The 22,705-nt window shown below is 34.9% G+C and carries 19 protein-coding genes; 13 read left to right on the forward strand and 6 right to left on the reverse strand.

The window, feature by feature from the left end:
- Positions 1-68: 68 nt before the first annotated feature.
- Complete coding sequence (locus EGX95_RS07495; protein WP_000058285.1) at positions 69-1,316, forward strand: DUF445 domain-containing protein; 1,248 nt, start codon at positions 69-71, stop codon at positions 1,314-1,316.
- 32 nt (positions 1,317-1,348) lie between these two features.
- Here the strand turns inward: EGX95_RS07495 and exsE are convergent, their stop codons facing one another.
- Genes exsE through EGX95_RS07515 form a run of 4 tightly spaced genes read right to left on the reverse strand, consistent with a single transcriptional unit; the run spans position 1,349 to position 4,293 of the window.
- Positions 1,349-2,311 (reverse strand): exosporium protein ExsE, encoded by a 963-nt coding sequence (gene exsE / locus EGX95_RS07500; protein ID WP_001261400.1) that lies wholly within the window; start codon positions 2,309-2,311, stop codon positions 1,349-1,351.
- A complete protein-coding gene (locus tag EGX95_RS07505; RefSeq protein ID WP_001039089.1) occupies positions 2,308-3,378 on the reverse strand; it encodes a hypothetical protein in 1,071 nt (356 codons plus the stop codon). The genes exsE and EGX95_RS07505 overlap by 4 nt, the downstream gene beginning before the upstream one ends.
- Positions 3,371-3,814, reverse strand: a complete 444-nt coding sequence (locus EGX95_RS07510) for a hypothetical protein (protein WP_000972367.1) — start codon at positions 3,812-3,814, stop codon at positions 3,371-3,373. Before EGX95_RS07510 ends, EGX95_RS07505 begins: the two co-directional genes overlap by 8 nt.
- The gene (locus tag EGX95_RS07515; RefSeq protein ID WP_001195469.1) at positions 3,811-4,293 is read right to left on the reverse strand and encodes an RNA polymerase sigma factor; all 483 of its coding nucleotides are present in this window, start codon (positions 4,291-4,293) and stop codon (positions 3,811-3,813) included. The genes EGX95_RS07510 and EGX95_RS07515 overlap by 4 nt, the downstream gene beginning before the upstream one ends.
- Positions 4,294-4,576: 283 nt before the next feature.
- Here EGX95_RS07515 and EGX95_RS07525 point away from each other — a divergent pair, with 283 nt between their 5' ends.
- The 6 genes from EGX95_RS07525 (at position 4,577) to cls (ending at position 10,998) form a co-directional block, all read left to right on the forward strand.
- Positions 4,577-5,215: a response regulator transcription factor gene (locus tag EGX95_RS07525; RefSeq protein ID WP_000694106.1), complete on the forward strand. Its 639-nt coding sequence runs from the start codon at positions 4,577-4,579 to the stop codon at positions 5,213-5,215.
- A 4-nt stretch (positions 5,216-5,219) separates the two neighbouring features.
- The gene (locus tag EGX95_RS07530) at positions 5,220-6,320 is read left to right on the forward strand and encodes a sensor histidine kinase (RefSeq protein ID WP_063246806.1); all 1,101 of its coding nucleotides are present in this window, start codon (positions 5,220-5,222) and stop codon (positions 6,318-6,320) included.
- A gap of 123 nt (positions 6,321-6,443) precedes the next feature.
- Positions 6,444-7,382, forward strand: a complete 939-nt coding sequence (locus EGX95_RS07535) for an ABC transporter ATP-binding protein (RefSeq protein WP_001093819.1) — start codon at positions 6,444-6,446, stop codon at positions 7,380-7,382.
- A 37-nt stretch (positions 7,383-7,419) separates the two neighbouring features.
- On the forward strand, positions 7,420-8,529 hold the full coding sequence (locus EGX95_RS07540; protein WP_001020171.1) for an ABC transporter permease: 1,110 nt from the start codon (positions 7,420-7,422) through the stop codon (positions 8,527-8,529).
- A gap of 1 nt (position 8,530) precedes the next feature.
- Positions 8,531-9,676, forward strand: a complete 1,146-nt coding sequence (locus tag EGX95_RS07545) for an ABC transporter permease (RefSeq protein ID WP_000651873.1) — start codon at positions 8,531-8,533, stop codon at positions 9,674-9,676.
- 110 nt (positions 9,677-9,786) lie between these two features.
- Positions 9,787-10,998 carry a cardiolipin synthase gene (gene cls, locus EGX95_RS07550; RefSeq protein ID WP_000591918.1) on the forward strand — a complete coding sequence of 404 codons (1,212 nt, stop codon included), beginning with the start codon at positions 9,787-9,789 and terminating at the stop codon, positions 10,996-10,998.
- A gap of 51 nt (positions 10,999-11,049) precedes the next feature.
- Here cls and pyrH read toward each other — a convergent pair whose 3' ends face one another.
- Positions 11,050-11,793: a UMP kinase gene (gene pyrH, locus EGX95_RS07555; protein ID WP_001248049.1), complete on the reverse strand. Its 744-nt coding sequence runs from the start codon at positions 11,791-11,793 to the stop codon at positions 11,050-11,052.
- 376 nt (positions 11,794-12,169) lie between these two features.
- Here pyrH and EGX95_RS07560 point away from each other — a divergent pair, with 376 nt between their 5' ends.
- The 6 genes from EGX95_RS07560 (at position 12,170) to EGX95_RS07585 (ending at position 22,304) form a co-directional block, all read left to right on the forward strand.
- A complete protein-coding gene (locus EGX95_RS07560; protein WP_000713290.1) occupies positions 12,170-13,441 on the forward strand; it encodes a cation:dicarboxylate symporter family transporter in 1,272 nt (423 codons plus the stop codon).
- A gap of 24 nt (positions 13,442-13,465) precedes the next feature.
- Positions 13,466-14,905 carry an aspartate ammonia-lyase gene (gene aspA, locus EGX95_RS07565; protein WP_000224178.1) on the forward strand — a complete coding sequence of 480 codons (1,440 nt, stop codon included), beginning with the start codon at positions 13,466-13,468 and terminating at the stop codon, positions 14,903-14,905.
- A 75-nt stretch (positions 14,906-14,980) separates the two neighbouring features.
- The gene (malS, locus tag EGX95_RS07570) at positions 14,981-16,693 is read left to right on the forward strand and encodes an oxaloacetate-decarboxylating malate dehydrogenase (protein WP_002081413.1); all 1,713 of its coding nucleotides are present in this window, start codon (positions 14,981-14,983) and stop codon (positions 16,691-16,693) included.
- Between the two features lie 65 nt (positions 16,694-16,758).
- On the forward strand, positions 16,759-18,057 hold the full coding sequence (locus tag EGX95_RS07575; protein ID WP_001997204.1) for a sensor histidine kinase: 1,299 nt from the start codon (positions 16,759-16,761) through the stop codon (positions 18,055-18,057).
- A gap of 2 nt (positions 18,058-18,059) precedes the next feature.
- Complete coding sequence (locus EGX95_RS07580; protein ID WP_000500317.1) at positions 18,060-18,992, forward strand: response regulator; 933 nt, start codon at positions 18,060-18,062, stop codon at positions 18,990-18,992.
- Positions 18,993-19,109: 117 nt separating this feature from the next.
- Positions 19,110-22,304, forward strand: coding sequence for a DEAD/DEAH box helicase (locus EGX95_RS07585; RefSeq protein WP_000011079.1), 3,195 nt, complete (start codon positions 19,110-19,112; stop codon positions 22,302-22,304).
- 91 nt (positions 22,305-22,395) lie between these two features.
- Here EGX95_RS07585 and EGX95_RS07590 read toward each other — a convergent pair whose 3' ends face one another.
- Entirely contained in the window at positions 22,396-22,530 is a 135-nt protein-coding gene (locus EGX95_RS07590; RefSeq protein WP_000047591.1) for a DUF3934 domain-containing protein, read from the reverse strand.
- Positions 22,531-22,705 lie beyond the last annotated feature (175 nt).

A 22,705-nucleotide genomic window follows, 5' to 3' on the forward strand; every position in this document is an offset into this window, starting at 1 on the left:
AAGGATAATTAATATTGTATAAATACAACAAAAAGCTTTATTTTACATAATAAGAGGATGTGTATACGATGTCATTACAGACTAAATATATAGCGGGTATTTCGCTTGGGGTTATGGGTATCGGCTTTGCGGCTTCTATCCCTTTTCAAGGAACGGTAGCAGGAGAGATTATACAAGGGGGATTTGAAGCTGGATTGGTTGGTGGACTTGCGGATTGGTTCGCAGTTACAGCATTATTCCGTCACCCGATGGGAATTCCAATTCCGCATACAGCTTTGTTACCGAAAAACCGTAAACGAGTAACGAAAGGGCTCATCAATACGTTAGAAAATGAGTGGTTAACGAAAGAAAGTATTACGAATAAAGTAAAAGAAATGCAGCTAGCACAAATGGTGCTGCAAATTGCAGAGAGAGAAATGCAGTCTGATGCTGTGAAAAAAGGGATTGTAACGATTGCGGAGAAAGCGATTGTTTCAATAGATACGGAAAAATTAGCGGTTATTATTGAAAAAGAATTAAAAACATATTTGCATACAATGAATACAAGTAACATTTTACAAGTGCTTGTTGATCAATTAGTTGTGCAAGAATATGATGAAAAGACACTTGATTACATATTAGTAAAAGTGAAAGACTGGACAGCGCAAGATGAAGCGCGTTACCAACTCGGAAGCTTAGGTATGAAGGCGATGGAAAATATAAAAGTAGATGGATTCTTGCAGTTTACTTTGAAATCATTTATGAATATTGTAGATGAAGATAAAATTGGCGGTATTTTGCAGAAGTTTATTATTAGTAATATTAGCGGCTTACAAGATGCTGATAATAGCACGAGACAACTTATATTAGCGAAAATTCGTCAAGAAATAATAAATGTAAAAGAAAATGAAGCTTTACTACAAGAATTAGAAAATTGGAAAGAAAAATGGATTGCCAATTGGAACGCTACTGACAAAATTAAAGAGATGCTAGAACAAGTGCAGCAAAAAGCAGTTGCCTTTGTAAACAATGAAGAATTTGCGGATAAGTATGTTATTCCATTTTTACAAAAACAAATGAATAAAATAAAAGATGACGAAGTGACTGTTCAAAAAATAGAAGATTGGTTACAAAAACAAGTTGTGAAGCTTGTTGAGAATAACCATTCGAAAATCGGAAAGCTTGTGCAAGAAAACCTTGATAAGTTAGATGATAAAACGTTAATTGAAATGATTGAAAATAACGTCGGTAAAGATTTACAGTGGATCCGAGTAAACGGAGCTGTTTGCGGATTTATGATTGGCTTAGTGTTAGAGGGAATTAAAGCGATTATATGAGAAAAACCTTCCGCAATTTGCGGAAGGTTTTTTTATTTTTCAATAACGCTCATATTTAAATTGTAAGCTTTCTCAATGTTTAATTTGTACGTTCCATTCCCGGTTTTAATCGAATTTTTATACCAATGTTCTTGCCCGTTGGATTCTGGATTTTCTTCTGAAGAATTATTTTCTTTTTTCGTTAAATCTTCTACTTGTTCCCAAGGTGTATTTCCGATAGCTTCTTTTTGGTTTGTTACTGCTGTTAGAGAAATGTCACTTTCTTTTATTAAATGAACAGATACACCTGAGCTTTCTTGTACAAACCAATTGTTTTGTAATTGACCTGGATAAAGAGAAAGATCGCGATTAGAAGCACGAATTTCTACATGTTTCGTTTGCGGTAGTACAAGTGTCGGCTTTACGCGTGGTTCATGACCAAACAGTCTTTGATGAAACGGTAACGACTTTAATGTTATATACATTGTTTCTCCGGTCGTTTGAACTGAAAGAAAATCTTCTTGTTTTAAATTTGGTTTTTCATTTCCTTTTGTTGTCATTTCGTATGTTCCAAGAAGGCTAACTTCATTTGAGTTTCTTCCGTCTATCGTTAGAGGATGGTTGTCTGTACCTGCATCTACGACAATTTTATTGATAGATTCAGGAATGCTAAGTTTGCTTTCTGGAATCGTGTTCGTTTGTCTAGTTGTATGAATGGCGTAGCGAACTTCTTCTAGCAATCCAGTTGATAATAAACAGTAAAAAGCAATGCCAACACTTCCTAAAACACCGATAAAGAAAATACTAAAAATATCATATTTAATAAATGATTGTTCCTTCTTAGAAAATAGAAGGTAAAGTAAGATTTCCACGCCAAGTATAATAAGTAAAACAGGCCACCATGCTGTTAAGGAATCTAATACTTCAGTACCTTTTATAACTGAAAATAGTAAGAAGCAACCTAATGCAATAATAGAAAGCCCCATTGAAAATGTTCCAACGCGCCATGTTCTCATTCTTTCGTACCACCTTTGTTTTCTTTATTTCCAAGTAACAATTTAAAGCCGCCACCAATTAAGAGGAGTGCAACGATAGATGTTTGGAAATAGCGATAATACAGCTCGCTAAGATGAATGTTAAATATAGTTGCAAAGTAATCATTCAAAATAGGAAGGACTGTTTGATCTAATAAATAATAACCACCGAGTGCAATTAACCCAATACCGATCCATCTTTGATGATTGATAAAATAATCAATGATAGGTTCGTCATTTACACGTTCTTTTCCATACTTTGCAGTTTGCTGTAAAGCGTCAAAAAAGCTATAGAACCAAATGATTGGAACTAAAAATAAAAACGCAGAAAGTCTTAATAAGTCAAGTAAATATATAGAAAGTAAAAAGGCTGCCATAAGCTGAAGGCCGCGGCGTTGTAAGCCTAAATACATATGTCCTGCTCCGGGGAACATCGCTAAAATAGAAGCAAATGTTTTATTCTTCTTTCCTTGTTCACGATGCTCTTCAAACTCTTCGAAAATAGTACGATCATCTAGTTGCTCGCCACGTTCTTTTTTCTGGAGTTGCTGAACAACATCGAAGAAATTGTATATCCATAAAACAGGTAATGTAATAAGGAAGATAAGGAAACTTTCTTGCGATGTTAAAAGCGCAACGAAAATAATCATACTTCCGATCCCTGTGCAAGCTACTAAAAATGTAAGTCCACGTTGCATAAGCCCTAATTGAAAATGTCCAAGTCCAGGGATGATTGATAGAAGAATGATATAAAATCGTTCGCTCTCTTTAGAGGACTCTGTTAATTCTCCAGCTTCTTGTTTTTTCGTTTGGTTTATAATGGTGATAACTAAATCTAGTAAGTTAATTACCCATAGAACAGCTAGTAAAAATAGGGAAAGAAAAGCCATGGTGCGCTCTCCTAATTCTACTGTACAAAATACTGTGAAGATAAATAGAAATAAAGCTCCCCCGCTATATAAAATAAACCGTCCAAATTTCTTTAAATATAAATGTCCAAGCCCGGGAATTAGCCCTAATACAAGTGCTAAAAAGGGATTTTTATTCATGCTTTGAACCTCCGTCCTTTTTGGATGTGTCTACCGATTTGTTTACAATTTGTTGTGAGATAGAAGACTCGTTATGTTTTGAAGATTTCTCGAAATTTGATGTCGCTGTGAAAATATATTGGAATAAACCACTTACCATAAAAATAATTGTAGCCGCAGTCGCAATTATGTAGTGAACGATGGTGCGCTTTAGTGAGTTTGTTTTTATATTTTCATTAGGTTGTAGCGTTTCAAAATTAATTTGCGTCATAACTTCGTTCGTAAATGAATCATCATTTATCATTGGAAGGTTTTCCTGTTGTTCATCAATACTTTCCATATAAAGTGCTAAACAATGATCACATTCATAAAGATGTTCTTCCATAGATTCACGTTCATTGCTTTCTATAACATTTAATGTATAATTGCGCCAATCTTCTTTTGAATAATGCATCATAGAAACTCTTCCTCCTTCCAATGTTTTTTAATCCATTTTCTTGCCCGATACAGTTTCATTTCGACTGTTTTCACTTCGATGTTTTCCTGTAAAGCAATTTCTTGATAGCTTTTTTCTTCTAAGTAATGTGCGAGAACGACGTCACGGTAATTATCGGGAAGTTCTCTCAGTTTTTGAGCAATGAGTAATTTTTGCTCTTTCGTCAATAATAAAGCCTCAATATTATGAGAGGATTTTATATTTTCCTCAGTTTCTTTACATAAAGAGAGCTCTTCGTTTTCTCTAGCTTTCTTTCTCTTATAATCAATAGCGTGATTGGTGGCAATACGCGCCATCCACGTTTTTAATCCGCGAAATTGATAATTTGGGAGAGAGGCGTGAATTTTTACGAATACTTCTTGTGTAACATCTTTCGCATCTTCTTCATGTCTTAAAATAGAAAAGATAACTTGAAAAATATAATGACGATATGTTTGCACAAGGATACGAAAAGCATGTTCGCTTCCTTGCTGTGATTTTTCAATTAATTGTTTTTCCTCAATGGGTCTCTCCCTCCTTTTTGACGCATTCTATTATATAGACGTAAAGAATGGTAAGTCACCCTACACATGTTGTAAAAAAAGAATAATATATTTTTAGGAAGGGGGCTAGATGAAAAAAGGTGTGAAAAAATGGTAAAGAGAAGTATATAATGAGCAAGTAAGAAATGTTACGGGAAGAAAGGATGTGAATGTTAGTAGGGGAAGATCCATACTAACAAACATGAAAATTAAAATATTAATAGCAGATGATAACTCTTTTATAAGAGAAGGTATGAAAATTATTTTAAATACATATGAAGAGTTCGAAGTAGTAGATACAGTAAATGATGGGAAAGAAGCAGTGGAATATTGCAAAAAGAACGACGTTGATATCGCTCTTTTAGATGTTCGTATGCCGAACATGAATGGGGTAGAGGCGACGAAATTCATTTGTGAAGAGACGAAAACGAAGCCGCTTATTTTAACGACGTTCGATGATGATGAATATATTTTGGACGCAGTGAAGAATGGGGCGAAAGGTTATTTATTGAAAAATAATGATCCAGAGCGTATTCGTGATGCGATTAAAGGAGTATATAACGGCCAAACCGTTATGCAAGATGTAGTTCTCGATAAAATTAAGTCTAATTTAATGGAAAGTAAAGAGGAAGAATGTAAAATAGATAAAAGTCTTTTTACTGAAAGAGAGCTGAGTATTATCGCATTAATTGCAAAAGGCTTTTCGAATAAAGAAATCTCGAAGCAACTTTTCATATCAGAAGGAACAATTGCAAATTATATTACGTCAGTTTTAGGGAAAACTGGACTGGAACATCGTACACAAATCGCGATTTATTATTTAACAGGGAAAGTAGATTAAAGATATGGAATTTTGGTTAATTGTAAGTAAATTAATTGTCTTTATATATATTGTGTTTAGTTACATGTATTTAAATGTTGCGAACTTACCATGGATTATACTTACTTTGCTTTTATATCTTTCTGTAAACATGCTAATTTCTATATGTAAAAAAAATACGTACAAAAACATATTAACTTTTATTTCAATTGGCTTAGTTATGTTATTTACATGGAAGATTCATTCGTTCTTTATTTTGTTTTTACCACTGAACTTATATGAAATTATATTCCGTTATATAGAGAAGAGATGGCAACTCTTTATCATTATGATGATTCCTATTATCTTTACAAATGAAAGTATTAGAATGACATATGGATTAATTGTTGCATTTTCCTTTCTCGTATTAACTATGGCAGAACGGTATATATCGCGCGTATTAAAGCTTGAATCACAAAATGATCAGATGCGAAAAGATATGCAGCGGCTGACGAAAAGCTTAAATGAAAATAAAGAGTATATAAGACAATCAGAGTACACATTTAAGTTAGAAGAGAGAAACCGGTTATCACAGGAAATTCATGATAAAATTGGCCACTCGATGACAGGGGCACTCATTCAAATGGAAGCAGCAAAGAGATTAATGGGGATAGATAAAGAAAAATCTGCCGAGTTATTACAAAATGCAATTCATATTTCAAAAGATGGTATTGAAAGCATTCGGATTACATTAAAAAATATGAAGCCACCAACTGAGCAAATTGGCATTCATCGTATGAAATTATTCATAGAGGAATTTGCCGGTAAGCATGATATAAATATTCCTTTCGTATATAAAGGGAATTTAGATATGATTTCGCCGATTCAGTGGAAGATTATCGGTGAAAATGTTACGGAGGCATTAACAAATGCGATGAAATATGCTGATGCGACAGTCATTTCAATCGATATTCATGTACTTAACAAGATGGTGAAAGTGCAAGTGAAGGATAATGGAAAAGGTGCAGTACTTGTTAAAAAAGGTCTCGGGATTATGGGGATGGAGGAACGAACGGCGTCTGTAAATGGTAAAATTATTGTAGATGGAACAAGTGGTTTTTCAGTAACAATGTTGCTGCCGATATGAGGATGAATCATCTCATATGAAAAAAGTGAATAATCTCATGTGAAAAGAATGAACTTCTGCACTGAGCAGGTTCATTCTTTTTGTTTATACTAAAAGCAGAGAAACCGAAATAGGGGTGAAACGATGAATACTTTAGAAATTAAAAATTTAACGAAAAAATTTGGTGATTTCATCGCAGTTGATAATATGTCTTTATCTATTAAAGAAGGAGAAATATTTGGCTTTTTAGGATCGAATGGTGCTGGTAAGAGTACGACAATCAACATGATTGCTGGTTTGTTAAGAAGTAATGAAGGTGAAATTAGCATACTAGGAAAAAATATAAAGAAACACAATCGATTTGCGAAGATGAATATCGGTATTGTTCCGCAAGATATTGCAATTTATGAAGAGTTAACAGCTTATGAAAATGTGAAATTCTTTGCTGGATTGTACGGATTACGGGGAGCTGAATTAAAAGCTAGGGTCGAGGAAGCTCTTCAATTTGTAGGACTTAGTGATAAACAGAAAAGCTATCCGAAAAACTTTTCAGGCGGGATGAAGCGAAGACTGAATATCGCTTGTGCAATTGCTCATAGACCGAAGTTAATTATTATGGATGAGCCGACAGTTGGAATTGATCCACAGTCAAGAAATTATATCCTGCAGTCTGTTCGGAAATTAAACGAAATGGGAAGTACGATTATTTATACGAGTCACTATATGGAAGAGGTAGAAGAGATTTGTACGAAAATAGCGATAGTAGATCACGGTAAAGTGATTGCAGAAGGAACGAAAGAGCAGTTAAAAGCGATTATTACTGATACGAAAGATATTTGGATTGAAGTGAAATCGGTAGAGAATTTAGATGTAGAAAAATTAAAAGAGATAAACGGTGTGAAAGCTGTTCAAATTGAAGAGAACGTAATTAAAGTAAATTCTGATGCAGGATTAAATAATTTAAATAAAATTGTTCAGCACTTCATCAATCATGACATTGAAATCCGTTCGTTAGAGGAGCAGGCTCCTAACTTAGAAACGGTATTCCTTACGTTAACTGGAAGAAACTTACGAGATAAATAAAGAGTAAATGAAGAAAAGGTAAAGGGAGGTTCATCAATTGAACATCTTCAATATTGCAATTATGCATATGAAAAGAGATTTCAGAGACGTAAGAACTTTAGTTTTTATGTTAGCTTTTCCGATTGTGCTTATGCTTGTGTTAGGTACAGCATTAAGTAATGCGTTTAATAGTGATAGTCATTCAATTAAAGATATACGGGTGCTATATAAAGATGAAGCGAGTAGCACGTTTTCTCAAGTATTTGAAGCATTTGCGAAAGAAGTTGATAAATCGGGGATTCATTTTAAAAAAGCTTCTGAAGGTATAGATGGGAAGGAAGCAGTGAAGCAAAATAAATATGCTGCTTATGTAGAATTAAATAAAGATGGTGCAAAAACTTACGGAAGTGACAAAAGTAGTATTGAGGGAAATATTGTGGAAGGTATGCTTATAACATTTGTTGATAAGTACAATGTAGCAGCCGAAGTTGCAAAAGTTGATCCTAGTAAGGTGAGCGCAGTTATTTCAAATGGAAATCATAATGATTATATAAAAGAAACATCTTTACAAGCTGCGAATAAACCGGGTTCTATGGATTACTATGCGGTTGTAATGACGACGATGATTGCGCTGTATGCTGCGATGGGAGCAAGTTTTCTAATTCGAGGCGAACGAATACGTAAAACAGGAGATCGCCTTATTGCTGCACCTATAAGTAAGGCTGAAATCTTCATTGGGAAAGTGCTTGGTAGTCTAGTAGCAAATGCCCTGTGCATATTACTCGTTATGTTATTTAGTAAATTTGTCTTTCAAGCGAATTGGGGAGATCACCTTGGAATCATATTTCTTATTTTATTAACAGAAATCTTTCTAGCTATTAGCTTCGGTTTAGGGATTGGATATATTACAAAAACACCTGAATCGTCTAGAGCAATTATTATGGTGGTAGTGCAATTAGCTTCTATTTTTGGCGGTGCATATTTCGTAATAGAAGAAAATTTCGTTACGAATTTATCACCATTAACGTGGGCAAACACAGCTGTTATGAAAATTATTTATGCGAATGATGTAGGGGCAGCACTACCAGTCATTTCTTTAAATATTGGAATATCAGCACTCTTTTTATTAATTGCAATTATTGCATTACGTAGACGGGAGGGGCTATAGTATGAAAGATATTTTATGGCTCATACAAAAAACGTTATCTGTACTTTTGAAAAATAAAAAAGGGTTATTGATTATTATTAGTTTGCCAATAATCGGGACGCTCATCTCTTTTTCGATATACGGAAATGCAGGGCAAGGAACGTTAAATATCGGGATTGTAAATAAAGAAAATGAGCCGATAGCAAACGATACGATAAAGTTTTTAGAAGGATTAAATCATGTGAATGTGAGTAAGGTTAAGGAGTCTGAAATAGAAGATAAACTCACTTCTAAAAAACTTGATGGAGTTATTACATTAGCTTCTGGTTTTTCAAAAAGCGTTCGAGAAGGGAAACCAGATCATATTGAAATTGCATCGATTAAAGGTGATCAAGTAACAGGATTTATAAAATCATATTTATACAATTATATTGATAATGTAGCAGCTATTAGTAAAGTAGCAGGAACAGATCAAAGTGCATTTGATAAGATGTACGCAGGATATCAAAAAAGTTCATTTAAAATGAAAACGGAGACGCTAGAAGATACTTCGAAAAATAAAGATATGACAAATCAAACGATGGGTTATCTTATTATGTTTATGCTGTTTTCAGCAGTGAACTTATCAGGATTTATTTTAAAAGAAAAAGAGAATAGAACGTATTTTAGATTATTATCAACACCAATTGACGGAAAGAAATTTATATTGTCCAATGTGGCAGTAAATATGATGATATTAACATTGCAAATTGTCATTGCAGTACTATTTCTGACGAATGTTTTTCATACAAATATTAATATGCCTTTCATAGTAATGATTGGTGTGCTTATGATATTCGCTTTAATTGCAATTGGTTTATCATTAGTCATTGTGTCTTTTTCAAAAAGTTCAGCTGCTTCAAATGCAATGCAAAATTTAGTGATAGTACCAACATGTTTGCTTGCTGGATGTTATTTCCCGTACGACATTATGCCAAATGCAGTACAAAAAGTAGCTAATTTTCTTCCGCAGCGTTGGTTATTAGATACGATAGCAAAATTACAACAAGGAATTCCGTTCTCTGAGTTGTATTTAAACATATTAATTTTATTCGCTTTTGCGATTGCGTTCTTCTTAATTGCCATTTATAAATTTGGAAGAAATAATGATGCGAGAAACTTTGTTTAATACAAAAAGGGTGTGATGTAAAGTCACATCCTTTTTTGTATAAAGCATGAAATCTAAATTTGAATGACAAAATAGAAAGGAGGAAAGAAAACGAGCGGAAGGAAATTAAAATGATTAAAAAAATATTGCGAGTTACTTCTATTATTATTGCTATTTTCGTTTTTATTTTAATTTGGATGCATATTGACGTTACCTTAGGAAGGAAAATGGAAGCTGGCAAAAATATGCCGACAGAGTATGCCCCTCACTATAGTGATTTTCAATTATATGTAGAAGGGAAGTCGTTTTATAAACAGCTATTTGCTGATATAAGAGAAGCGAAGCAATCTATTTATACATATTTTTTTATTTTGTCGGATGATAAAAGTAGCCATACTTTTTTAAGTTTATTAAAAGAGAAGGCAAAAGAAGGAGTAAACGTCTATTTATCAGTTGATCGCATTAATGATTTATCATTTGAAGGAAAGATGATAAATGAATTGCGGGAAAGTGGTGTGCATTTTACGTATAGTAGAAAACCTGAATTGCCATTCGGATTTTATTCACTTCACCATCGTAATCATCGCCGTATTACGACAATTGATGGGGAGATTGGCTATACAGGTGGTTTTAATATAGGAGATGAGTATTTAGGTAAAGATAAGCATTTTGGATATTGGCGTGATTATCATGTGCGACTTAAAGGTGAAGGAGCAAAAGATTTAGAAGAACAATTCGTTTTAGATTGGAAACGAGATACGAAAGAACATATAAAGAGAAGTACGAATAAAGCTAGTAAAGGGAACACGTTACATACGATGGTGAGTTACAATGGACATTACGTTGCTGAAAAATATGTGAAGTTAATAAACGAAGCGAGGCATTCGGTTGTCATTACGACCCCGTATTTTATAGCGAAAAATAAAGAGTTAATGAACGCTTTAATCGCGGCACAAAAACGTGGTGTTACAGTAAAAATACTTTGGTCATATAAACCAGATATCCCTCTTATTAAAGAGGCAGCATATCCTTATATTCGTCAAGCTGTTAATAATGGAATTAAAGTATATGGTTATAAAAAAGGAATGTTCCATGGCAAATTAATGCTTATTGATAATGAACTAACTGTTATTGGTACGACAAATTTTACTTCGCGAAGTTTCAATATAAATGATGAAATGAATTTGTATATTCATGGTGGTTCAATTGTAGGGCAAGTTAATGAGGCGTTAACGGAGGATTTTCATGATTCAAAAGAGATGACGAAAGAATTTTTTGAAAAGTTATCATTCTGGGAGCGCTGTAAAGAGAAAATTGCGGGATTGATTGATTTTTATTTGTAAATTTTAATGAAAAAGGGGCCTTTTATAGACCCCCTTTTTTATGATTAATAATTATTTTTCATGCACAAGCAATGAAGCATCATCATTAATTAACGTCCCCACATGTTCACCTAAGCAAATTCTTTTCATTACTCCAGGCTCATCAAAGTTAAAGACGTGTGCTGGTAAATTATAATCACGGGCAAGCAATAAAGCGGCTTGATCCATTACTTGTATGTTTTGCCTAACTATATCGTTATAGTTTAGTTTTTTGTACATTTTTGCTGCTTTATTATGTTTTGGATCACTAGTAAAGACGCCATCTACTCCTTGTTTTGCGACTAATATTGCGTCACTATTCATTTCAATGGCCCTTTGAACACTTGGATAATCTGTCGTAACGAATGGTTGCCCGTTACCACCTCCAAAAATAACGATATACCCGTTATCTAAATGGTGGACTGCACGCAAGCGAATGTATGGTTCAGCTACAGCATTAAACGGGATGGAAGTCATAACGCGCACTTCTTTATTTGTTTTACTTGTTAAAACGCCGCGGAGCATTAAGCTGTTAATGATTGTACCTAACGTCCCGATATTGTCAGCTTCTACACGATCGATTCCCCATTCTTCAGCTAGATGACCTCTAAAAATGTTACCGCCACCGATGACGATGGATACTTCGATACCTAAATCAACAATGGATAAAATTTCGTTTGCGATATGTTCTAATCGTTTGGAGTTAAAGCTATTTCCAGTTTGATCGGCAAGTGCACCGCCGCTTAATTTAATTAAGACACGTTTATATGGTCTCATAACAATTCCCCCTATATAGATCGCAATAAAAAAGGAACAAAGGCGAATGCCTTTGTTCCTTTTTAAGAAAATGAAAAAGAAAAGAAGAAGATAAGACGAATTGTTTTGTATAGTTTTTCATATCATCCACTCCTTTTCATTTTGATTTGTTGTAAGTATATATCTTTTTGATTATACGAAACAATCTGACTACTTATCAAGTTTATTTTATCGTTTTTTAACAAAATGGTGTCAATGAAAAAAAGAAGAAAAATATTTGAATTTTTTGTGACGAACTTGTAGGTTTTTGTATGATTTTGTAGGTTCGCTTATAAGATGTGTGAGTAGCTTTTATAAATTCAAATTGAAAGCGTTCGCATGAAGGGGATGAACATAAATGAAAAAATTCGGATTGGCAACACAAATTTTTGTCGCGCTTGTTTTAGGGATTGTAGTAGGGGCAGTCTTTTATGGCAATAAAACGGCGATTTCTTATATCACACCAATTGGGGATATATTTATTCACTTAATTAAAATGATTGTAGTACCAATTGTTATTTCAGCATTAATTGTTGCAGTAGCTGGTGTAGGAGATATGAAAAAGCTTGGGAAACTAGGCGGTAAGACAATTCTTTATTTCGAAATTATTACGACGATTGCTATTTTGATGGGATTACTTGCAGCGAATATATTCCAACCGGGTACTGGCGTTGATATGAGTAATTTACAGCAAAGTGATATTTCTTCTTATAAACAAACTGCAGATGCAACAGAGAAGAAAGGTTTTGCTGATACAATTGTTCACATTGTACCGAAAAACGTATTTGAATCGATTGCACAAGGTGACCTATTACCGATTATATTCTTCTCAGTACTATTCGGCTTAGGAGTTGCGGCAATTGGGGAAAAAGGAAAGCCTGTCTTTAACTTCTTTGAAGGTGTACTCGAAGCGATGTTTTGGGTTACAAATCAAGTTATGAAATTTGCACCATTTGGTGTATTCGCATTAATTGCGGTTACGGTTGCAAAATTTGGTGTAGCAACACTACTTCCTTTAGGAAAACTAGTGCTAGCTGTATACGTAACTGTTATACTATTCGTTGTGATTGTATTAGGTATTAATGCAAGAATGGTTGGCGTAAACATTTTTACATTAATGAAAATTTTAAAAGAAGAACTTATTCTTTCATTTACGACAGCAAGTTCAGAAGCTGTTTTACCTAATATAATGAGAAAAATGGAAGAGTTCGGTTGTCCAAAGGCAGTTGCCTCTTTCGTAATTCCGACAGGTTATACATTTAACTTGACTGGATCGGCTATTTATCAAGCGTTAGCGGCATTATTTGTTGCACAAATGTACGGTGTGCACATGTCACTGACAGAGCAAATAACGTTATTATTCGTTCTCATGTTAACATCCAAAGGTATGGCGGGAGTTCCAGGTGCATCGTTCGTTGTTGTATTGGCAACGTTAGGTTCAATGGGGTTACCACTAGAAGGTATCGCATTAATTGCGGGAATTGACCGCATTTTAGATATGATTCGCTCATCTGTCAATGTATTAGGAAATGCATTAGCGGCCATTGTTATGTCGAAGTGGGAAGGCGAATTCGATAATGAGAAAGCAAAACAATATGTAGAAACAGTCAAAGAAACAAAAGCAGCATAAGAAATCGTTAAGGAGTGAATAATCATGGCAACATTAACTGAAGTTAAAAATGGTGTTCGAATTGAAAAAGACTTTTTAGGTGAAAAAGAAGTACCAAACTATGCATACTACGGCGTACAAACAATGCGTGCAGTTGAAAACTTCCCAATTACAGGATACAAAATCCATGAAGGTTTAATTAAAGCGTTCGCAATTGTAAAAAAAGCTGCAGCGCTTGCCAATACAGATGTAGGAAGATTGGAATTGAACAAGGGCGGCGCGATCGCAGAAGCTGCTCAAGAAATTCTCGATGGAAAATGGCATGATCATTTTATCGTAGATCCAATCCAAGGCGGAGCAGGTACTTCAATGAACATGAATGCAAATGAAGTCATTGCCAATCGTGCGCTTGAATTATTAGGAATGGAAAAGGGAGACTATCATTATATTAGTCCAAATAGTCATGTAAACATGGCGCAATCAACAAACGATGCATTCCCAACAGCGATTCATATCGCAACATTAAACGCATTAGAAGGTTTATTACAAACGATGGGTTATATGCACGATGTATTTGAATTAAAAGCAGAACAGTTCGATCATGTGATTAAAATGGGTCGTACGCATTTACAAGACGCTGTGCCAATTCGTCTTGGACAAGAATTTAAAGCGTACTCTCGTGTACTTGAACGTGATATGAAACGAATTCAGCAATCACGTCAACACTTATATGAAGTGAACATGGGAGCAACTGCAGTTGGTACAGGCTTAAATGCAGACCCAGAATATATTGAAGCAGTTGTAAAACATTTAGCTGCAATTAGTGAACTACCACTAGTTGGTGCAGAAGACTTAGTAGATGCAACGCAAAATACGGATGCATACACAGAAGTATCTGCAGCACTTAAAGTATGTATGATGAATATGTCTAAAATTGCGAATGACCTTCGCTTAATGGCATCAGGTCCACGTGTTGGTTTAGCAGAAATTATGTTACCGGCTCGTCAACCAGGTTCATCTATTATGCCAGGGAAAGTAAACCCTGTTATGCCAGAAGTAATTAATCAAATTGCATTCCAAGTAATTGGTAACGACCATACAATTTGTCTTGCTTCAGAAGCAGGTCAATTAGAATTAAACGTGATGGAACCAGTACTTGTTTTCAACTTACTACAATCAATTAGCATTATGAATAACGGTTTCCGTGCCTTTACAGATAATTGCTTAAAAGGAATTGAAGCGAATGAAGATCGCTTAAAAGAGTATGTTGAGAAGAGTGTAGGAATTATTACAGCCGTAAACCCTCATATCGGTTATGAAGCAGCAGCTCGCGTTGCGAAAGAAGCAATCGCGACAGGGCAATCCGTTCGAGAACTTTGTGTGAAAAATGGTGTATTGTCACAAGAAGATTTAGAGTTAATTCTAGATCCATTCGAAATGACGCACCCAGGGATTGCAGGAGCAACTCTTTTAAAGAAAAATTAAAAGAAGAGGGGGGACAAGCCCCTCTTTTTTGTTTACAATATAGAAATGCTATATATGAATAGAGGTAGGGATGTTATGAGCAAGTTTACAGTAGCTTCTAATGGTTCATTAGAAACGACATTAAGAGGAGTAGAAGTATTATCAACACCACTTTTAAATAAAGGGGTCGCTTTCACGCAAGAAGAAAGAGAAGAATTAGGTTTAAAAGGGTTATTACCGCCAGCAGTTTTAACATTGGAAGAACAAGCGCGCCGAGCATACGAACAATTTTGTTCTCAGCCGGATGATTTATTAAAGAATGTATACTTAACAGCGTTACATGATCGAAATGAAGTATTATTTTATCGTATTTTAACAGATCATTTACGCGAAATGTTACCAATCGTATATACACCTACTGTTGGTGTAGCGATTCAAAGATATAGTCATGAATATCGTAAACCACGTGGTGTGTATTTATCAATTAACGATCCGTCAGGTATTGAAGAAGCGTTTGCCAATATTGGTGCAACAGCAGAAAATATTGATTTAGTCGTTGTAACAGATGGAGAAGGTATATTAGGAATTGGTGACTGGGGCGTTGGTGGTATTAACATCGCAATTGGAAAATTAGCTGTTTATACAGCCGCAGTTGGAATCGATCCTAGCCGCGTATTACCGGTAATTTTAGATGTAGGTACAAATCGTGAAGAATTATTAGACAATCCATTTTATATTGGAAATCGTCACCCTCGTATAACAGGTGAAGCTTACGATGAATTTATTGATACATTTGTACAAGCGGTAAATAAGCAATTCCCGAAAGCACTTTTACATTGGGAAGACTTCAGTTCTCGAAATGCACGAAAAATTTTAGATAAATATCGTCATGATATTTGTACGTTTAATGATGATATTCAAGGTACAGGTGCAGTTTCGCTTGCGGCTGTATTATCGGCAGTAAAAGCTTCTGGTGTACCGCTAAGTGAACACCGCGTTGTTGTGTTTGGTGCTGGTACGGCTGGAATCGGTATCGCAGATCAAGTTAGAGATGCGATGGTCCGCGTAGGCGTATCAGAAGAAGAATCATATAAGCGTTTCTGGTGTATTGATCGTAACGGATTAGTTACAGATAATATGGAAGATCTTCTTGATTTCCAAATTCCGTATGCAAGAAAAGAAGCGGAAGTAAGTGAGTGGAAACAAAATGGTGTGATTGGACTTGCTGAAGTTGTGAAACATGTGAAACCGACAATTTTAATTGGTACATCAACTGTTGCTGGTGCATTTAAAGAAGAAATTATTAAAGAAATGGCTTCTCACGTAGAAAGACCAATCATTTTACCAATGTCGAATCCGACGCCACTTGCTGAAGCAAAACCAGCCGATTTAATCGAGTGGACAGAAGGAAGAGCGTTAGTTGCAACAGGAAGTCCATTTGAACCAGTTACATACAACGGTGTAACGTATGTGATTGGACAATCAAATAACGCACTTATTTTCCCAGGTCTTGGTCTTGGAACAATTGTCGTACGTGCAAGCGTCATGACGGATGGCATGTTTGCAGCAGCAGCTGAAGCGGTTGCGAGCATGGTAGATACAAGTCAGCCAGGAGCACCTATTTTACCAGAAGTTGAAGAGTTACGTAATATCTCGGAAATGGTAGCAATTGAAGTAGCGAAAGTTGCTGTTGCAGAAGGTGTTGCGAGAGAGAACTTAAGTGATAACGATATCAAGATTGCAGTGAAAGAAGCAATCTGGGAGCCTGAGTATCGCCAAATAAAAGCGGTAGAAAAGGTTAGAATATAGAAATAAAGCCCGTTTATAAATATAAGCGGGCTTTCACTTTTATTACTGAAAAAAGAATATAGGAAGTGGCACCTTTGAATTGGAATCAATTATGGAAGAAAGATATATCTCTTTTAATTATATTAATGGTTGTTGTTCCGATTGCTGGAGAGCTTAATTTTCATCCTTTTAATGATACGTTTCGTGTTAGCTTTGGGACGCCGTTATTCTTCTTTTTATTACTATTTTTAAGAAGAATACCAGCAGCTGCTGCGGGTATTCTTGTCGGTATATGTGTAGTCTTATTCCGAGTATGCCTTGACTGGGTCATGCAAGGCTCATTTCATATGACAGAATCATTTTATTTGCGTTATCCTGTGTTCTTTTATTATTTTATTTATGGAAGTCTTTTTTCACTTTGTAGGGTGAATAAGTTTCATCAGAAGCCAATTGTTATTGGGTGCCTTGGAATTTCAATTGAAATTGTTGCAAGTATGTCGGAACTTGCGTTTTATCACATGTTAGTACTAGGTACAACAATAACAATTTCTGAAGTAAATAAACTCATCATTATTGCTATTTTCCGTAGCTTCTTTGCACTTGGCTTTTTAAATATGATGAATTTATATGAAACGAAATTAAAAGAATCACAAGTTCGAAAAGAAAATGAAAAAATGTTCATGCACCTTTCAAATTTATATGTAGAATCTGTTCATTTGAAAAAAACGTTACAAAATGCAGAATTAATTACACAAGAAGCGTATCAATTATATCGGAATTTACAAGCGAATGATGATTCCAGCAGTAAAACAGCATTGAAAATAGCAGGAGAAGTGCACGAAATAAAAAAGGATAATCAAAGGATTTTTGCAGGATTATCTAAACTGTTATTAGATAAAAATGTGGCTGAGTATGTAGAAGGTCATGAGCTTACAGAAATGATTGTAAGAATAAATGAAAAGTATGCTGAAATGTTAGAGAAAGATATACGTTTTTCTAAACATATAGAAGGTGAACACGCTGCATATCACGTGTATACAGTGCTATCAATTTTTAATAACTTAGTTGCGAATGCAGTTGAAGCAATTGAAGATAGAGGTCTCATTCGTATTAAGTTATATAAACGAGAAAAAAATGTAATCTTTGAAGTGATTGACGATGGCCCAGGTATAACGCAAAAGTATAAGAAATTAGTATTTAAGCCCGGGTTTACTTCAAAGTATGATCAAACAGGAACACCGTCCACAGGTATTGGACTTTCTTACATAGATGAAATGGTAACAGAGCTCGGCGGAGAAGTGAGGTTAGAAGACAATGAAAATGGGAACGGGTGTAAGTTTATCGTTTGTTTACCGGAGTGCAGTTTAAAGCGGGAAGGGGAATAGGTTTGTTTTATTATATTGTAGATGATGATGAAGTTTTCCGTTCGATGCTTTCGCAAATTATTGAGGATGGCGATCTTGGGGAAGTAATTGGAGAATCGGAAGATGGAGCGTTTATTGAAGCAGAACAGTTAAATTATAAAAAAGTGGACATTTTATTTATTGATTTACTAATGCCGATGAGAGACGGCATTGAAACAGTTCGTCATATAGCATCTTCATTTACTGGGAAAATTATTATGATTTCCCAAGTTGAATCGAAACAGCTCATTGGTGAGGCATATACACTTGGTGTGGAATATTATATTACAAAACCACTAAACAAAATAGAAGTAGTATCTGTTGTACGAAAAGTGATAGAACGTATTCGTTTGGAACGTTCTATATATGACATTCAAAAATCATTGAATAATGTGTTTCAGTGGGAAAAGCCGCAAATGCGTAGTGAAACAGTGCAAGAAGGGAAAAAGATATCAGATTCAGGACGCTTCTTACTATCAGAACTCGGTATTGCGGGAGAGAACGGAAGTAAAGATTTACTTAGTATGCTAGAATATTTAAATGGACAAGAAAAGGCGCAAACATTTGAGTTTGGATTTCCTGCTTTAAAAGATATCTTTCACCAAATAACAGTAAAAAAATTAGGGGAACTAGCTTCAGATGCAGATATAGAGAAGGAGAGAAAAGCATCTGAACAACGTGTAAGAAGAGCAATTTATCAATCATTAAACCATTTAGCTTCTCTTGGACTAACAGACTTTTCAAATCCGAAATTTGAAAGTTATGCTCCGAAGTTTTTTGATTTCACTGTGGTTAGAAAACGGATGACAGAAATGACAAAGGATGGGGTAGCGACTTCTGGCCATATACGAATTAATACGAAAAAATTTATTCAAGTGTTGTATTTTGAGGCGAAACGACTGATGGAGATAGAGTGAAAAGGTGCTTATAAATAAGCATCTTTTTTTGTTAAATCAACATTTTATATTTTCTCGTGAAGCATGTAAAATGTTAAGTAAGAGAAAATGGTTTTACATTAAGGAAGTGTCAAAACAATGAGTTTTACATTAAATAAATCGATTATTAAAGAAGTATGTGGAGAAACCTCATATAAAAGAGGCGAAGCTTATTATAAATCAAATAAAGTAATCGTGAATTACTATGATGAAACGAAAGAAATTTGTGAGGCGACGGTAAAAGGGAACGAGGATTTTCATGTTACGGTAGAAAAAGCTAAGAAAGGTGATGTTGTTGCGAGATGTAGTTGTCCTTCGTTAGCGTCTTTCCAAACGTACTGTCAACATGTAGCAGCTGTATTGATACAAATAAATTATAACCAGCAAACGGGTGGAATGGGCTCTATTAGTAGCAGAAATGATCAATTAACAAACGGGATGTTTCAGTTGTTTGCAGATAAACCACTAAGGCCAAAAAGTAAACAACATCGGTTTGATACACGTGAAATATTAGATGTTGCGTTTATATGTTCACCGGTAGCGACGAAAAGCGGTGGGGCTCTTCTTGGAATTCAGTTAAAACTAGCCAAAACATATTTTATAAATCATATTAGAGAATTTCTTTCTAAAGTGGAGAAGAGAGAGACTTTTCATTGTTCCAATGAATTTACATATACGCCAGATGTACACAGTTTTAAACAAGAAACAGACGCGATTATACAACAACTCATTAAAATATATCATAACGAAAAAATGTATGAAGATGCACTAGAAGTACATGCGAAACAAGATAAAAGCATGATATTTATACCGCCAGCTTCTTGGAATGATATGCTCTCTGCACTTTCTAGAGCCGAGTATGTAAAGCTGAAACAAAATGAGCAACTGTTTCAGGGATTACACATTTCAAAAGGGTTATTGCCATTACATTTTGAGTTTACGAAAGGGAATAATGGCGGGTTTACCCTTCATATAGACGGTCTAAATCGTGTTCGAGTTTTGGAGATGTATAACAACGCTCTTTACGATGGGAAATTATATCATTTATCTATGGAAGATTGTATGCGACTTATTGAATTGCAAAAGATGATGAGTCGCTCAAATAGCAATCAGTTTTATATTCCTGAAAATAAGATGGAACATTTCGTAGCGAAAGTTGTGCCTGGATTAATGAAACTTGGAACAGTGCGCATTGATGAAGTCATATCCGATCGTGTTGAAACGCCATCGTTAAAAGCAAAGCTATATTTAGATCGTGTGAAAAATCGTTTGCTAGCAGGTCTTGAATTTCATTATGGAAACGTCGTGATTAATCCACTAGAAGAAGACGGGCAACCTTCTGTTTTTAATCGTGATGAGAAAAAGGAAAAAGAAATTTTAGACATTATGAGTGAAAGTGCCTTTGCGAAAACAGAAGGCGGTTACTTTATGCATAATGAAGAAGCTGAGTATAACTTTTTATATCACATCGTTCCAACGTTAAAAGGTTTAGTTGATATTTACGCGACAACAGCAATCAAATTACGAATTCATAAAGGGGATACAGCGCCACTTATTAGAGTGAGAAGGAAAGAAAGAATTGATTGGTTGTCATTTCGTTTTGATATAAAAGGAATACCGGAAGCTGAAATTAAAGGTGTATTAGCGGCTCTTGAGGAGAAACGTAAATATTACCGATTAGCGAATGGTTCTTTATTATCACTAGAGAGTAAAGAGTTTAATGAAATTAATCAGTTTGTAAAAGAATCAGGTATTCGAAAAGAATTTTTACATGGGGAAGAAGTGAATGTTCCGCTTATTCGGAGTGTAAAATGGATGAACGGACTTCATGAAGGTAATGTTTTAAGTTTAGATGAGTCTGTTCAAGATTTAGTTGAAAGCATTCAAAACCCGAAAAAATTAAAATTTACAGTGCCACAAACTTTACATGCTGTAATGAGAGAGTATCAAGTATACGGGTTCGAATGGATGAAGACACTCGCCTATTACCGTTTTGGCGGTATTTTAGCAGACGATATGGGACTTGGAAAAACGCTGCAAAGTATTGCTTATATAGATTCTGTTTTGCCTGAAATTCGAGAGAAGAAGCTGCCTATATTAGTCGTTTCACCGTCCTCGCTTATCTATAATTGGTTTAGTGAATTGAAAAAATTCGCTCCACATATTAGAGCAGTTATTGCAGATGGAAATCAGACAGAACGGCGAAAAATTTTAAAAGATGTAGCAGAATTTGATGTCGTAATTACGTCATATCCATTACTAAGAAGAGATATAAGGTCGTATGCGAGGCCGTTTCATACGCTATTTCTTGATGAAGCACAGGCGTTTAAAAATCCGACAACGCAAACTGCAAGAGCAGTGAAAACAATTCAAGCTGAATATCGTTTCGGACTAACAGGAACGCCTGTAGAAAATTCATTAGAAGAGCTATGGTCTATTTTCCACGTTGTATTTCCAGAATTATTACCAGGAAGAAAAGAGTTCGGTGATTTAAGGCGTGAAGATATAGCGAAGCGCGTAAAACCGTTCGTATTAAGACGATTAAAAGAAGATGTATTACAGGAGCTGCCAGATAAAATAGAGCACTTACAGTCATCGGAGTTATTACCAGACCAAAAGAGACTATATGCTGCTTATTTAGCGAAATTAAGAGAAGAAACGTTAAAACATTTAGACAAAGACACGTTACGTAAAAATAAAATTAGAATTTTAGCTGGCTTAACGAGATTGAGACAAATTTGCTGTCATCCCGCTTTATTCGTTGATGATTATAAAGGGAGTTCAGCTAAATTTGAGCAACTGTTAGACATACTAGAGGAATGTAGAAGTACTGGTAAGAGAATTTTAATCTTTTCTCAATTTACAAAGATGCTGTCTATTATTGGTCGTGAATTAAATCGTCAAGCGATTCCATACTTTTATTTAGACGGAAATACACCTTCGCAAGAACGTGTAGAGCTATGTAATCGATTTAACGAAGGGGAAGGGGACCTATTTCTCATTTCTTTAAAAGCTGGTGGTACGGGACTTAACTTAACGGGTGCCGATACGGTTATATTATACGATTTATGGTGGAATCCAGCTGTTGAACAACAAGCAGCAGATCGGGCATATCGGATGGGACAGAAAAATACGGTACAAGTTATTAAGTTAGTGGCTCACGGAACAATCGAGGAAAAAATGCATGAACTGCAAGAGAGTAAGAAAAATTTAATTGCTGAAGTGATTGAGCCGGGAGAAGAGAAATTATCATCCATCACGGAAGAAGAAATTCGAGATATTTTAATGATCTAAGAAAGAAAGCTATGCCTTCAAATATATGAGGGCATAGCTTTTTCGTTGTAATAATTATATTTTGTTTTGTACAAAGTAAAGAAACTAAATGTTATTTCTTTGTACCTTTACTTTTGTATGGTTTTGCAGCTTTCTTTTTCTTTGCGCTTGATTGCCAACGGTTCCATCCTTTACTTCCTGTACCTTGTCCTACACCTTTTTTCGGTTTTGCTTTCGTTTTACTCATATGATCACTCCGTTATATAAAAATCTTATTTGATAATAGTCAATGATTTAGAAAATACTCTTTATAAATGACTATGTTTGTTTTAAGTAAAAACAAACTGCTTGAATGCTATAGTATATCATGAATTTGCAAGTAAACTGAAAGGAATTACAAAGAAAATGAAAATAATACGAAA

Source organism: Bacillus sp. FDAARGOS_527 (assembly GCF_003812125.1).
Classification (GTDB): Bacteria; Bacillota; Bacilli; order Bacillales; family Bacillaceae_G; genus Bacillus_A; species Bacillus_A paranthracis.

What these genes read in the sequence shown, in the direction of transcription:
- EGX95_RS07495 (WP_000058285.1), top strand. Translation starts at nt 69, where the DNA reads ATGTCATTACAGACTAAATATATAGCGGGTATTTCGCTTGGGGTTATG.
- exsE (WP_001261400.1), bottom strand. Translation starts at nt 2,311, where the DNA reads ATGAGAACATGGCGCGTTGGAACATTTTCAATGGGGCTTTCTATTATT.
- EGX95_RS07505 (WP_001039089.1), bottom strand. Translation starts at nt 3,378, where the DNA reads ATGAATAAAAATCCCTTTTTAGCACTTGTATTAGGGCTAATTCCCGGG.
- EGX95_RS07510 (WP_000972367.1), bottom strand. Translation starts at nt 3,814, where the DNA reads ATGATGCATTATTCAAAAGAAGATTGGCGCAATTATACATTAAATGTT.
- EGX95_RS07525 (WP_000694106.1), top strand. Translation starts at nt 4,577, where the DNA reads ATGAAAATTAAAATATTAATAGCAGATGATAACTCTTTTATAAGAGAA.
- EGX95_RS07530 (WP_063246806.1), top strand. Translation starts at nt 5,220, where the DNA reads ATGGAATTTTGGTTAATTGTAAGTAAATTAATTGTCTTTATATATATT.
- EGX95_RS07535 (WP_001093819.1), top strand. Translation starts at nt 6,444, where the DNA reads ATGAATACTTTAGAAATTAAAAATTTAACGAAAAAATTTGGTGATTTC.
- EGX95_RS07545 (WP_000651873.1), top strand. Translation starts at nt 8,531, where the DNA reads ATGAAAGATATTTTATGGCTCATACAAAAAACGTTATCTGTACTTTTG.
- cls (WP_000591918.1), top strand. Translation starts at nt 9,787, where the DNA reads ATGATTAAAAAAATATTGCGAGTTACTTCTATTATTATTGCTATTTTC.
- pyrH (WP_001248049.1), bottom strand. Translation starts at nt 11,793, where the DNA reads ATGAGACCATATAAACGTGTCTTAATTAAATTAAGCGGCGGTGCACTT.
- EGX95_RS07560 (WP_000713290.1), top strand. Translation starts at nt 12,170, where the DNA reads ATGAAAAAATTCGGATTGGCAACACAAATTTTTGTCGCGCTTGTTTTA.
- aspA (WP_000224178.1), top strand. Translation starts at nt 13,466, where the DNA reads ATGGCAACATTAACTGAAGTTAAAAATGGTGTTCGAATTGAAAAAGAC.
- malS (WP_002081413.1), top strand. Translation starts at nt 14,981, where the DNA reads ATGAGCAAGTTTACAGTAGCTTCTAATGGTTCATTAGAAACGACATTA.
- EGX95_RS07585 (WP_000011079.1), top strand. Translation starts at nt 19,110, where the DNA reads ATGAGTTTTACATTAAATAAATCGATTATTAAAGAAGTATGTGGAGAA.
- EGX95_RS07590 (WP_000047591.1), bottom strand. Translation starts at nt 22,530, where the DNA reads ATGAGTAAAACGAAAGCAAAACCGAAAAAAGGTGTAGGACAAGGTACA.